Here is a 13380-nt window from a genome sequence, read left to right on the forward strand (position 1 = left end):
CCCGGTACGCCCCCGCCGCCGGCTCCTCCCGGTGCGCCCGGGGTGCCCGGCGGTGTTCCCCCGAGGGCGCCGGGCGCCGTGCCGCCCGGTACGCCTCCGTCCGGTGTCCCGGGTGGTCCGGGGCAGCCGCCCGCGTACGGCTATCCGCCGCAGCCCACCGGTCTGCCGACCGTCGGCCCCGGCTACCAGGCGGTGCTGCGCTACCGGGCGCCGGACGGCAGTGAGCAGCAGCTGATCCGGCGTTCCGCGCCGGGTACGCCGCATCCGGAGTGGCAGATCTTCCATGAGCTGCGTTCCATGAACGTTCCGCCGGACCAGGTGCTGGAGCTGCACACCGAGCTGGAGTCGTGCGAGCTGCCGGGTGCCTACTGTGCGCGGATGATCCGGGAGCAGTGGCCGCAGGCGCGGATCACGTCGATCGCGCCGTACGGCACGGATCACGCGAGCCGGCAGCAGGGCATGCGTCAACTGATCGCTCACCAGGGTGAGTTGCATCAGGTGGCGGACGGTCCGGCGCGTCCGGCGCCGGTGCGTGCGCCGGTTGTCCCGGTGCAGCCCGCGCCGCCGGTTCCGCCGGAGGCGGTGGCGCAGGAACTGGCGGGGGCGTTCGGGCCGGGCGTGTTCCGGTTCGAGCAGGCGGCGGTGTCCCGGCAGGGTGTCCCGCCGGTCGTGGCGCACACGCTGGTCGTGGCGGGGCTGCCGGTGGACATGGGCCCGTTCTTCTGGGCGCAGGCGCAGCCGGGCCGTCCGGTGCCGACGCTGGCGGAGCTGGCGGCGGAGCGGGGCGTGCAGGCGGCCGCCGACGCGGGCTCGTACCTGGTGATGGGCAGTGACTTCGGCCGGGCGGTCTGTGTGCAGTACGGCACGTCGAACATCGTGGCCGTGCCGGTGGAGGCCGGGCCGGGCGGTGCGCCGGTTCCGCCGCAGTTCGTGAACACGGGCCTGCCGGAGTTCGCGCGGTGCCTGGCACTGCTCGGGCGGATGTGGCGGCTGCGGTTCGGGCTGAACCAGGAACAGGCGGGCCGCTGGACGGTCGATTTCCAGGTGCAGTTGGCGGCGCTGGACCCGGCGGCGCTGGGTTCGCCGGAGAGCTGGTGGTCGGTGCTGCTGGAGCAGATGTGGGACGGGCTGCTGTGACCCGTTGACGCCGAGCGCTGTATGACGCATATGGCCGGGCCCGGTCGTTCGGACGACCGGGCCCGGCTTTTGCGTGCCCGCTCGGCACGGAGCGCCGGGGCCGGGGGCGGCGGGGCCGGGGAGTGTCGCGGAGTGTCGTGTTATGAACACTTCCGTGTGATCCATCAAGATGTGCGCGATTCATCCCATTTCGTGCTCGGTCGTCGTGCTGGGCTTCGTGTCCGTCGGTGGAAGAGGGGTTCCAGGGTGAGCAGCGCATCGGTGTCGTCGCAGGGCTTCGAGGTCGTACGGGGTCGTGGCTACCGTCCTTTGCAGGTGATCGCGTACGTCGAGGCCCTGTCGAAGGACCGTGACGCCGCCTGGGAACGGGCGGCGCGGCTCACCGTGCTGGCCAGGGAGATGGAGGAGGAGCTGGAGCTGCTGCGGGCGCGGGTGGAGGTGCTGCCGCCGCAGACGTACGAGTCGCTGGGCCGGAGCGCGAAGCGGCTGTTCGAGCTGGCCGGGGAGGAGGCGACGGCCGTACGGGAGGGGGTCCGGCAGCAGACCCAGGACATCCTGGACCTGGCGCGGGACGAGGCGGCCGCTGTGGAGGAGGCCGCGCGGGTGTATGCCGGCGCGGTGCGCGCGGACGCCGACGAGTACGCCCGTGAGCGGCTGGCCGCCGCCCGCGCGGAGGCCGACGAGATCCGGATCGAGGCCCGGCTGGAGGTGAAGGAGGAGCGCGGACGGACGCTGGCGGCACTGCGGGAGATGCGGGACCGTACCGCGCGGATGCTGACGGAGGGGGCCGGTGAGCAGGCCGAACGGCTGGACGGGGTGGCGCGGGAGGAGGCCGTACGGGTGGCCGCGCTGGACGCCCGGGAGGCGGAGGCGGAGGCCCGCGCGGAGCGTGCGCTGGCCGAGGCGCGGCAGGTGTTCGCGGACGCGGAGGAGATGGCGCGCCGCCGCGCGGAGGAGGCGCGGGAGCGGGCGGCGGAGGTGGTCGCCGAGGCGCGCGTCCGCGCGGAGGGCATCGAGCGGGAGACCGAGCGGGTGCTCCGTGACCACGCCGACCGGCGGGAGGACGTACAGACGCACATGGACCATGTGTGCGCCAGCCTCAGCGCGCTGACGGGGCGGGCGGTGGAGTAGGGAGCCCGTCCGGCTTCCTTCGGTCCACCCGGCTCCCTCCGAGGCCACCCGGCTCTCTCCGGCTTCCTTCGGGACCACCCGGTTCTCTCCGGGTCCACCCGGAGCGGGCCGGGCTGCCGGTGTCCTCGAAGTCCCCTCGGGCGCTCCGGACTTGACCCTCACGCGGCGGGAGGGAGGAGTCTCGGATGGTTCCTCGGGAGGAGCGACCCCGAGACGGCCTCCGCACTTGGGTGGAGGGCCCCTAGGGGTACCTCCGTACTACGTCTCGGGGAGGGTTCGTACCGGCGGAGGACGAGAGGGGGCGGGGTGCCTCCTTAACCTGGCTTTACGCTCCGGGGGGTGGCGGAGCCCAGCAACGGGGGTGGGGTTTTCCTCAGGAAAAGACTGCGCTGAACACCAGGGCGCCCGACCCTCCTCCACCGCGAGACTGAGGGCACACCGAACGGACACGCGCCGGACGGCCGCCGGGCAGGCGGGCCGGCCGCCGGAGCACCGCACTCACTTACCGACCGACATAGGAGACTTACCGTGACATCGGCTGTGACCATTCCCAGGCACGGGGGCACTGGAGGGCGTACGGCCGTTGCCGCGCGGGCTCGGCAGGTCGTGAAGGCGTACGGGTCCGGGGAGACCCGTGTCGTCGCCCTCGACCACGTCGACGTGGACATCGCCCGGGGCCGCTTCACCGCGATCATGGGCCCCTCGGGGTCCGGTAAGTCCACCCTGATGCACTGCCTCGCCGGTCTCGACACCGTGACGTCCGGGGAGATCTACCTGGACGAGACCGAGATCACCGGCCTGAAGGACAAGAAGCTCACGCGGCTGCGCCGGGACCGGATCGGGTTCATCTTCCAGGCGTTCAACCTGCTGCCGACGCTGAACGCGCTCGAGAACATCACGCTGCCCATGGACATCGCCGGCCGCAAGCCCGACCAGGCGTGGCTGGACCGGGTCGTGGAGACCGTCGGGCTCGCGGAGCGGCTGAAGCACCGGCCGACGCAGCTCTCCGGCGGCCAGCAGCAGCGGGTCGCCGTGGCGCGGGCGCTGGCCGCCCGGCCGGAGATCATCTTCGGTGACGAGCCGACCGGAAACCTCGACTCCCGCGCGGGCGCCGAAGTCCTCGGCTTCCTGCGCCGCTCGGTCGACGAACTGGGCCAGACCATCGTCATGGTCACCCACGACCCCGTCGCCGCCTCCTACGCGGACCGGGTGCTGTACCTCGCCGACGGCCGCATCGTCGACGAGATGCAGCAGCCGACCGCCGAGCAGGTCCTGGACCGCATGAAGGACTTCGACGCCCGGGGGCGCACGTCATGACCGTCCTCAAGACCTCGATGCGCAGCTTCTTCGCCCACAAGGGACGCATGGCGCTGTCCGCGGTGGCGGTGCTGCTGTCGGTGGCGTTCGTCTGCGGAACCCTGGTGTTCACGGACACCATGAACACGACGTTCGACAAGCTGTTCGCGGCCACGTCCTCGGACGTCACGGTCAGCAACAAGGACGCCTCCGACAGCGGTGAGACGACCTCCGGCAACGGCAGGCCCCCGGTGATACCGGCCTCCGTACTGGACGAGGTCAAGGCCGCGAAGGGGGTGGAGTCGGCAGAGGGCACGGTCTTCTCCACCTCGGTGACCGTCGTCGACGGCGACAAGGACAACCTCTCGCCGACCAGCGGCGGGCCGACCATCGTCGGCAGCTGGAACGACAACGACGCCCGCACCATGGAGATCACCTCCGGTGCCGCGCCCGGGGACGCCGGCCAGATCATGGTCGACGCCGACACCGCCGACAAGCACGACCTGAAGCTCGGCGACGAGATCGACGTCATCAGCGCGGTCGGCACGCACACCGCGAAGATATCCGGCATCACCGACTTCACCGTCACCAACCCCGGTGCCGCGATCTTCTACATGGACACGAAGACCGCGCAGCAGACCCTGGTCGGTGAGGGCGGCGTCTACACCAACGTCAACGTCACCGCCGCGGCCGGCGTCAGCGACGAACAGCTGAAGAAGAACGTCACGGCCGAACTCGGCGGCGGTTACAAGGTGCTGACCGCCGAAGAGACCGCCGAGGCCAACCGGGAGAGCGTCGGCGACTTCATGAACGTGATGAAGTACGCCATGCTCGGCTTCGCCGGGATCGCCTTCCTCGTCGGCATCTTCCTGATCATCAACACCTTCTCCATGCTGGTCGCCCAGCGCACCCGGGAGATCGGCCTGATGCGGGCGATCGGCTCGTCCCGCAAGCAGGTCAACCGCTCCGTGCTGGTCGAGGCGCTGCTGCTCGGCTTCTTCGGCTCGGTCCTCGGCGTCGGCGCGGGCGTCGGGCTCGCCATCGGCCTGATGAAGCTCATGGGCCTGATGGGCATGGAACTGTCCACGAACGACCTCACGGTCGCCTGGACGACCCCGGCGCTCGGACTGCTCCTCGGCGTCGTCGTCACCGTCCTCGCCGCCTACCTGCCCGCCCGGCGGGCCGGCAAGATCTCCCCGATGGCCGCGCTGCGCGACGCCGGCACCCCGGCGGACGCCAGGGCCGGCTGGATGCGCGGTGGGATCGGCCTGCTCCTCACCGGAGCCGGCGGGGCCGCCCTCTACCTGGCCGGCACCGCGGACAAGGCCACCGACGGCTCCCTGTGGCTGGGCCTCGGCGTGGTGCTCTCCCTGATCGGCTTCGTCGTCATCGGACCGGTGCTGGCGAGCGGCATGGTCCGCGTCCTCGGCGCGGTCCTGCTGCGCGCCTTCGGCCCGGTGGGCCGCATGGCCGAGCGCAACGCCCTGCGCAACCCGCGCCGCACCGGCGCGACCGGCGCCGCGCTGATGATCGGTCTGGCGCTGGTGGCGTGCCTGTCCGTGGTCGGCTCCTCCATGGTCGCCTCGGCCGGCGAGGAACTCGACAAGGCGGTCGGTACGGACTTCATCATCCAGGGCGACCGGGGCCAGCTGATCACCCCGGAGGCCGTCGAGGCCGTGAAGACCGCGCCGGGGGTGGGGCGGGTCACCCGGTACAAGTGGACCGAGGCCGACTTCACCACACCCGACGGCAAGACCACGGACGAGACCGCGATCACCGCGGCCGACCCGACGTACGCCACCGACCTGCGGGTCGAGACAGTCGCCGGCAAGCTCGACGACGCCTACCGGCCCGACTCGATGTCCGTCCACGAGGACTTCGCCAAGGACCACGACGTCAGCGTCGGCTCCAGGATCGAGGTCGCCTTCAAGGACGGCACCACGGGCTCCCTGACGGTGCGCGCCATCACCAGCAGCGAGGGCGTGGTCGACGCCGGCGCGATGTACACGTCCATCGACACCCTCGCGACGTACGTGCCGGCCGACCGGATGCCCCTGGACCAGATGCTGTTCGCCTCGGCGAAGGACGGGCAGAAGGACGCCGCGTACACGGGCCTCAAGGACGCGCTGCACGACAACCCGCAGTACAAGGTGCGCGACCAGACCGACTACAAGGAGGCCCTGAAGGACCAGATCGGCCAGCTGCTGAACATGATCTACGGTCTGCTGGCGCTGGCGATCGTCGTCGCGATCCTCGGTGTGGTGAACACCCTGGCCCTGTCGGTCGTCGAGCGGACCCGGGAGATCGGCCTGATGCGGGCCATCGGCCTCTCGCGTCGGCAGCTGCGCCGCATGATCCGCCTGGAGTCGGTCGTGATCGCCCTCTTCGGCGCCCTGCTGGGCCTCGGACTGGGCATGGGCTGGGGCGCCACCGCCCAGCAGCTCCTGGCGCTGGAGGGCCTGAAGGTCCTTGACATCCCGTGGCCGACGATCATCGGCGTCTTCATCGGCTCGGCCTTCGTGGGCCTCTTCGCGGCCCTGGTCCCGGCCTTCCGCGCCGGCCGCATGAACGTCCTGAACGCCATCGCCACCGAATAGCCGCCGCACACGGGGGTTGCGGGGGAACACCCGGCGCCGGAAGTCCTCGGAGGACTTCCGGCGCCGGACGCATACCCGCACCCCACCCCCAAGGGGCCCCCTTCCGCCCCCCGAGCCACCGCGCCGTAGCCCCCTTCCGCCCCTCCCGGTGCCCGCACCGTGTGCCGCCGGTCACCCCCCGAGCCACCGCGCCGTGACCGGCCCACCTTCCCACCCACCGAGTCGGGTGGTGGGTGGGCACAGGCCGGGGGTCCAGGAGGCGGGAGCCCCCTGGGGGTGAGCCGCGACCCTGTTCACCCCTGGACGTACGGCTGTCCCCAGGGCGGCAGCCCCTGGCACAACCCCGTTCACCGGTCAACCGGCGGTTGTCCACAGCCCCGCACCCGCGGATGCGGCGACGTACCCTGGACACCCCCGGCCCGCCCCGCGCGTCGGGCCCGTCGTGTTGCACACCCCCGGAGGGAAAGCGCCCCGAATGAGCCTGCACGGTCTGCTCGACGCCGTAGTCAAGGACACCGCCCTCGCGGAGGCGGTCGCGGCCGCCGCCGACGGCAACCGCATGCACGTCGACCTCGTCGGCCCACCCGCGGCCCGCCCCTTCGCGATCGCCGCCCTGGCCCGCGACACCGGCCGCCCCGTACTCGCCGTGACGGCGACCGGCCGCGAGGCCGAGGACCTGGCCGCGGCCCTGCGCTCCCTCCTGCCGACCGAGGGCGTCGTGGAGTACCCGTCCTGGGAGACCCTCCCGCACGAGCGGCTCAGCCCGCGCAGCGACACCGTCGGCCGCCGCCTCGCCGTCCTGCGCCGCCTGGCCCACCCCCGCCCCGACGACCCCGAGACCGGCCCGGTCTCCGTCGTCGTCGCGCCCGTACGCTCCGTGCTCCAGCCGCAGGTCAAGGGCCTGGGCGACCTGGAGCCGGTCTCCCTGCGCACCGGCCACGGCGCCGACCTGAACGAGATCGTCGAGGCCCTCGCGGCCGCCGCGTACGCGCGCGTGGAACTCGTCGAGAAGCGCGGCGAGTTCGCCGTACGGGGCGGCATCCTCGACGTGTTCCCGCCCACCGAGGAGCACCCCCTCCGGGTGGAGTTCTGGGGCGACGACATCGAGGAGATCCGCTACTTCAAGGTCGCCGACCAGCGCTCGCTGGAGGTCGCGGAACACGGCCTGTGGGCCCCGCCGTGCCGCGAGCTGCTGCTCACCGACGACGTACGCGAGCGCGCACGGGCCCTCGCCGAGCTCCACCCGGAGCTGGGCGAACTGCTCGGCAAGATCGCCGAGGGCATCGCGGTGGAGGGCATGGAGTCCCTGGCCCCCGTCCTCGTCGACGACATGGAACTGCTGCTGGACGTGCTGCCGAAGGGCTCCATGGCCGTCGTCTGCGACCCGGAGCGGGTGCGCACACGCGCCTCGGACCTGGTGGCGACCTCGCAGGAGTTCCTTCAGGCGTCCTGGGCGGCCACCGCCGGCGGAGGCGAGGCCCCCATCGACGTCGGCGCCGCCTCCCTGTGGTCCATCGCGGACGTCCGCGAGCGGGCCCGTGAGCTGGACATGATGTGGTGGTCGGTGTCGCCGTTCGCCGCGGACGAAACGCTGACATCTGCCGCTGACGCGGCGGGCGACGCGAACACGCTCAAGCTCGGTATGCACGCCCCCGAGACCTACCGGGGCGACACCGCGCGGGCGCTCGCCGACACCAAGGGCTGGCTCGCCGACGGCTGGCGCACGGTGTTCGTCACCGAAGGGCACGGCCCGGCCGCCCGTACGGTCGAGGTGCTCGGCGGCGAGGGCATCGCCGCACGCCTGGACAACGACCTCGGCGAGATCACCCCGTCCCTCGTGCACGTCTCCTGCGGCTGCCTCGACCACGGCTTCGTCGACCCGGTGCTCAAGCTCGCGGTCCTCACCGAGACCGACCTGACCGGCCAGAAGGCGTCCGGCCGCGAGGGCGCGCGGATGCCGGCCCGGCGCCGCAAGACCATCGACCCGCTCACCCTGGAGGCGGACGACTACATCGTCCACGAGCAGCACGGCGTGGGCCGGTACATCGAGATGGTGCAGCGCACCGTGCAGGGCGCCACCCGCGAGTACCTGGTCGTGGAGTACGCCCCCGCCAAGCGCGGCCAGCCCGGCGACCGGCTCTACATCCCCACCGACCAGCTGGAGCAGATCACCAAGTACGTCGGCGGCGAGGCGCCCACCCTGCACCGGCTCGGCGGCGCGGACTGGACGAAGACCAAGGCGCGCGCCAAGAAGGCCGTCAAGGAGATCGCCGCCGACCTGATCAAGCTGTACAGCGCCCGCATGGCCGCCCCCGGCCACGCCTTCGGCGCCGACTCGCCCTGGCAGCGCGAGCTGGAGGACGCCTTCCCGTACGCGGAGACGCCCGACCAGCTGACCACCATCGCCGAGGTCAAGGAGGACATGGAGAAGACGGTCCCCATGGACCGCCTGATCTGCGGCGACGTCGGCTACGGCAAGACGGAGATCGCGGTACGGGCCGCCTTCAAGGCCGTCCAGGACGGCAAGCAGGTAGCCGTCCTCGTCCCCACCACGCTGCTGGTGCAGCAGCACTTCGGCACGTTCACCGAGCGGTATGCGCAGTTCCCGGTGGTCGTGAAGGCGCTGTCCCGCTTCCAGAGCGACACCGAGGCCAAGGCGGTCCTGGAGGGCCTGCGGGAGGGCTCGGTGGACCTCGTCATCGGAACCCACCGCCTGTTCTCCTCCGAGACCAGGTTCAAGGACCTGGGCCTGGTCATCGTCGACGAGGAGCAGCGCTTCGGCGTCGAGCACAAGGAGCAGCTGAAGAAGCTGCGTGCCAACGTCGACGTGCTGACCATGTCCGCCACCCCGATCCCGCGCACTCTCGAGATGGCGGTCACGGGCATCCGCGAGATGTCGACGATCACCACCCCGCCGGAGGAGCGCCACCCGGTGCTCACGTTCGTCGGTCCGTACGAGCAGAAGCAGATCGGCGCGGCCATCCGCCGCGAACTGCTGCGCGAGGGCCAGGTCTTCTACATCCACAACCGGGTCGAGTCCATCGACCGCGCGGCGGCCCGGCTGCGGGAGATCGTGCCCGAGGCACGGATCGCGACCGCCCACGGCCAGATGTCGGAGTCGGCGCTGGAACAGGTCGTCGTGGACTTCTGGGAGAAGAAGTTCGACGTGCTGGTGTCGACGACGATCGTCGAGTCCGGCATCGACATCTCCAACGCCAACACGCTGATCGTCGAGCGGGGCGACAACTTCGGTCTCAGCCAGCTGCACCAGCTGCGCGGCCGGGTGGGACGGGGACGGGAGCGCGGTTACGCCTACTTCCTGTACCCGCCGGAGAAGCCCCTGACGGAGACCGCGCACGAACGTCTGGCCACCATCGCCCAGCACACCGAGATGGGCGCGGGCATGTACGTGGCGATGAAGGACCTGGAGATCCGCGGCGCCGGCAACCTCCTCGGCGGTGAGCAGTCCGGGCACATCGCGGGCGTCGGATTCGACCTGTACGTGCGGATGGTCGGCGAGGCCGTCGCGGACTACCGGCGCCAGCTGGAGACCGGTGAGATCGAGGAGGAGCCGCCGCTCGAGGTGAAGATCGAACTGCCCGTCGACGCGCACGTCCCGCACGACTACGCGCCGGGCGAGCGGCTGCGCCTCCAGGCGTACCGTGCGATCGCCTCCGCCAACTCGGAGGAGGACGTCAAGGCCGTCCGCGAGGAACTCGTCGACCGTTACGGCAAGTTGCCGGAACCCGTGGAGAACCTGCTGCTGGTGGCGGGTCTGCGGATGCTGGCCCGCGCGTGCGGGGTCGGAGAGGTCGTGCTCCAGGGCGCCAACATCCGCTTCGCTCCGGTGGAGTTGCGTGAGTCGCAGGAACTGCGCCTGAAGCGCCTCTACCCCGGCACGGTCATCAAGCCCGCCGCCCACCAGGTGCTGGTGCCGCGCCCGAAGACCGCGAAGGTGGGCGGGAAGCCGCTGGTCGGCCGGGACCTGCTCGGCTGGGTCGGGGAGTTCCTCACGTCCGTCCTGGGCTCCTGACGCGGGCCCGCAGGACGGCGAGCCGTCCACGGCGGTGGTCGCCGTGGACGGCTCCGACAGGCGCGCGAGGCCTTACGGCTGGTCGGGACGGTCGCGGTCCATGCCGAGCCGGCGTTCGGCCTGCTGCTGCGCGGTGTCGATGTGCTGCTCGTGCTTGCCGCCGGTCCTCTCGTTCATCTTCTTCTCCGCGGCGTCCGAGGCCCGGTGGGCCTTCTCGCGTGCCGCCTTGTTGCTCTTGAACTTGTCGAGGATGCCCATCCGAGGCTCCTTCCGGAGGTGACTCCGTACCGACGATACGCGCGGTTTGCGGCGAATGCCCAAAGGGCGACGATTTGGTCTGGACCACTCGCTCGATACGGTGACATCCGGCGTCGGTCCGTCCGTGCCGGGGCAGGGATCAGGAGAGCGAGGGAGGGGCGCGGTGAGGCGACACATGGGGTGGGGCAAGAGAATCCGGCGCACGGGACCGGCGGTGATCGCCTCGGTGGCTCTCCTCGCCGGCTGCGACGGGCTCCAGGGGGTGGATTCCCCGGCCGGCGGCGGAGGTGGCGAGTCCGCTCCCGACGGGCGCGCGGTGAGCCCGCTGGACAACCCGGACGGCACCGAGCCGGGCCTCGCGCCCGTGACCGGCGAGAAGAACCGTGCGGCGGCCGTCGGTCTGATCGAGAAGGTGACCACCAAGGGCCGCGGCCCGAAGACGGGTTACGAACGGGACGAGTTCGGCTATGCGTGGATGGACACGGCGGACGGGGTTCCGCTGGCGAGGAACGGCTGTGACACGCGCAACGACCTGCTGAAACTCCACGGCCGAAACGTCGAGTTCCGTTCAGGCTCCGACTGCGTGGTCGTCGCGATGGACCTGTACGACCCGTACACGGGCAAGGACATCGCCTGGAAGAAGGCGAACGCCTCCGAGGTGCAGATAGACCACGTGGTGCCGTTGTCCTACAGCTGGCAGATGGGCGCCTCGCGCTGGTCGGAGTCCAAGCGGAGGCAACTGGCCAACGACGCCCTCAATCTGCTTCCGGTCGAGGGCCGGGCCAACTCGGCCAAGAGCGACTCCGGCCCCGCCGCCTGGCTGCCGCCCGACAAGCAGATCAGGTGCGCTTACACGGTCCGCTTCGCCCAGGTCGCCCTCAAGTACGAGATGGCGGTCACCGCACCGGACAAGCGGATGATGCTGGAGCAGTGCGGCGGCTGACGACGCCAGGGCCGGGCGGCTTCGGCGGCCTGCCCCGGAGACCGGCCCCGACGCACGCGCATCCCGCGCCGCCCGCCGTGTCCGGGCGCCTGCCGCTGACCACCGTCGGTGAACTGGCGCGCGGCTGCGCCCTGGTGACGCGCAGGGGCGGAATCGCCGGGCACGCGCGCGTGCCCGTGCTCACCGATCAGGACGCGCTCTGCGGAACCACCCCCTCCGTAACGCTCCCGCGGCTCGATGCGCGCCGGCTGACAGTTCCTGCGCGGTACGTACGACGGCGACCGGCGGGACGATCGCGCCCGACCGAACCCGCGACCGGGCCCGCCCCGTAGCCCGCGCCGGAGCCCCCGGCCGCGCGCGCGGGGCGCGCGGAACGCGTCGGGACCACAACGGTTCGGTACATCACGGGACCGGTTGTCGCCGCGGACCTATACGCTCGGACTCCGAGTTCCCATCGGCTACACCTGTCCAGGAGCAGTCATGTACGGCCACGGCGCGGCGCCGCCCACACCCAGCGGCGCATCGGTCATCACGCAGCGCGTGCTGTACGCCGCCGCCGGAATCCTGTGCTGCGGGATGCTGGCCGCCGTGCCGCTGTTCCGTATCGCGTTCCTGCGGGGGCGGATACTGGACTGGGTGGTGGCCTGGGTGAGCATCCCGCTGTGGATAGCCTTCGCGGCCGTGGTCGGGGCGCTGCCCGAGTCGGACTACCGCACCGACGTCGCCGTGTTCGCGATGCTGCTGCTCGGCGGGGTCTCCGCCGCGTACTACCTGACCGTGGACATCCGCCTCCACCGGCGGCAGGCCCCCTACGCGGCCGGGATGCCGCTCTCGCCGCACGCCACGACGATGCAGGCCCCGATCGGCCCCACCCCCTACGGCTACCCGCAGCCGACCTCGCCGTACGCGTCCACGCCCGTACCGCAGCCGCACACACCCCACCCGGCGGCCCCGCACACCCCGGTGCCCCCCACCCCCGTACCGCCGCAGTCGCAGTCGCAGTCGCAGCCGCCGCAGCGCCCCGCGCCGGCCCGGATCGACCAGGTGCGTGCCGAGCTCGACGAACTCAGCGACTATCTGCGCCGGCAGGACGGGCAGCAGGGACAGCGGGGCACCGACGAAGGCGGAAGGCGAGCGTGACGACGGGACGTGTCGTCGCCGGCCGCTATGAACTGTCCACGCTCATCGGGCAGGGCGGCATGGGACAGGTCTGGACGGCCTACGACAAGCGGCTGGACCGGCGTGTGGCGGTGAAGCTGCTGCGCCCGGACAAGGTGGCCGGCCAGGAGGCCGAGGAACTGCGCCGCCGCTTCGTACGCGAGTGCCGGGTGACCGCGCAGGTCGACCACCCCGGTCTGGTCACCGTGCACGACGCGGGCAGCGAGGGCGAGGAACTCTTCCTCGTCATGCAGTACATCGACGGCGCCGACCTCGGCGACCACCTCACCGAACACGACCCCTACCCGTGGCAGTGGGCGGTGGCGGTGGCCGCGCAGCTGTGCGCCGTACTGAGCGCCGTGCACGCCGTGCCGATCGTCCACCGCGACCTCAAGCCGCGCAACGTGATGGTGAAGCAGGACGGCACCGTCACCGTGCTCGACCTCGGTGTCGCCTCCGTCATGGACGCCGACACCACGCGCCTGACCCACACCGGCACCCCCATCGGCTCGCCCGCCTACATGGCCCCCGAGCAGGCGATGGGCGGCGCGGTCGGCCCGTACACGGACCTGTACGCGCTCGGCGTGCTGATGCACGAACTGCTCAGCGGCGACGTGCCGTTCGCCGGCTCGACGGCGCTCGGGGTGCTGCACCGGCACCTGTACGAGCCGCCGGTGCCCGTACGCCGGACCCGCCCGGAGGTCCCCGAGCCCCTGGAGACGCTGGTACTGCGGCTGCTCGCCAAGGACCCGCAGCACCGCCCGGACTCCGCGCAGGAGGTCTACGAGGACCTGGCGCGACTGCTCCCCGCCCGGGGCACCCCCACC

General features: G+C 71.7%; 9 protein-coding genes. 8 read left to right on the forward strand and 1 reads right to left on the reverse strand.

Annotated features, from left to right (window positions below; translation table 11 throughout):
- The 5 genes from B9S61_RS10355 to mfd form a co-directional block, all read left to right on the forward strand.
- Positions 1-1137, forward strand: a 1137-nt coding sequence (locus tag B9S61_RS10355) for an SUKH-4 family immunity protein (RefSeq protein WP_258039610.1), incomplete at its 5' end; no start/stop codon positions are given.
- Positions 1138-1383: 246 nt separating this feature from the next.
- Positions 1384-2268, forward strand: coding sequence for a cellulose-binding protein (locus tag B9S61_RS40755; protein WP_258039611.1), 885 nt, complete (start codon positions 1384-1386; stop codon positions 2266-2268).
- Positions 2269-2796: 528 nt separating this feature from the next.
- A complete protein-coding gene (locus B9S61_RS10365; RefSeq protein WP_103541998.1) occupies positions 2797-3585 on the forward strand; it encodes an ABC transporter ATP-binding protein in 789 nt (262 codons plus the stop codon).
- Positions 3582-6161 (forward strand): ABC transporter permease, encoded by a 2580-nt coding sequence (locus B9S61_RS10370; RefSeq protein WP_103541999.1) that lies wholly within the window; start codon positions 3582-3584, stop codon positions 6159-6161. The genes B9S61_RS10365 and B9S61_RS10370 overlap by 4 nt, the downstream gene beginning before the upstream one ends.
- A 475-nt stretch (positions 6162-6636) precedes the next feature.
- Positions 6637-10194, forward strand: a complete 3558-nt coding sequence (mfd, locus tag B9S61_RS10375; protein WP_103542000.1) for a transcription-repair coupling factor — start codon at positions 6637-6639, stop codon at positions 10192-10194.
- 72 nt (positions 10195-10266) lie between these two features.
- Here mfd and B9S61_RS10380 read toward each other — a convergent pair whose 3' ends face one another.
- Positions 10267-10452, reverse strand: a complete 186-nt coding sequence (locus B9S61_RS10380; RefSeq protein ID WP_103542001.1) for an antitoxin — start codon at positions 10450-10452, stop codon at positions 10267-10269.
- Positions 10453-10627: 175 nt separating this feature from the next.
- Between B9S61_RS10380 and B9S61_RS10385 the strand changes: the two genes are divergently transcribed.
- From B9S61_RS10385 to B9S61_RS10400, 3 genes are all read left to right on the forward strand, one after another.
- Positions 10628-11395: an HNH endonuclease family protein gene (locus B9S61_RS10385; protein WP_103542002.1), complete on the forward strand. Its 768-nt coding sequence runs from the start codon at positions 10628-10630 to the stop codon at positions 11393-11395.
- A 480-nt stretch (positions 11396-11875) separates the two neighbouring features.
- Positions 11876-12535 (forward strand): hypothetical protein, encoded by a 660-nt coding sequence (locus B9S61_RS10395; RefSeq protein WP_103542004.1) that lies wholly within the window; start codon positions 11876-11878, stop codon positions 12533-12535.
- 32 nt (positions 12536-12567) lie between these two features.
- Positions 12568-13380, forward strand: an 813-nt coding sequence (locus tag B9S61_RS10400; RefSeq protein ID WP_258039612.1) for a serine/threonine-protein kinase, incomplete at its 3' end; no start/stop codon positions are given.

The sequence above is a fragment of the Streptomyces sp. SM1 genome, from assembly GCF_002910825.1.
In the GTDB taxonomy this organism is placed as follows: Bacteria; Actinomycetota; Actinomycetes; order Streptomycetales; family Streptomycetaceae; genus Streptomyces; species Streptomyces okerensis.

Excerpts from the sequence above, each read along its gene's own strand:
- B9S61_RS10395 (WP_103542004.1), top strand. The coding sequence starts at position 11,876 with ATGTACGGCCACGGCGCGGCGCCGCCCACACCCAGCGGCGCATCGGTC.
- B9S61_RS10370 (WP_103541999.1), top strand. The coding sequence starts at position 3,582 with ATGACCGTCCTCAAGACCTCGATGCGCAGCTTCTTCGCCCACAAGGGA.
- B9S61_RS10380 (WP_103542001.1), bottom strand. The coding sequence starts at position 10,452 with ATGGGCATCCTCGACAAGTTCAAGAGCAACAAGGCGGCACGCGAGAAG.
- B9S61_RS10385 (WP_103542002.1), top strand. The coding sequence starts at position 10,628 with ATGGGGTGGGGCAAGAGAATCCGGCGCACGGGACCGGCGGTGATCGCC.
- mfd (WP_103542000.1), top strand. The coding sequence starts at position 6,637 with ATGAGCCTGCACGGTCTGCTCGACGCCGTAGTCAAGGACACCGCCCTC.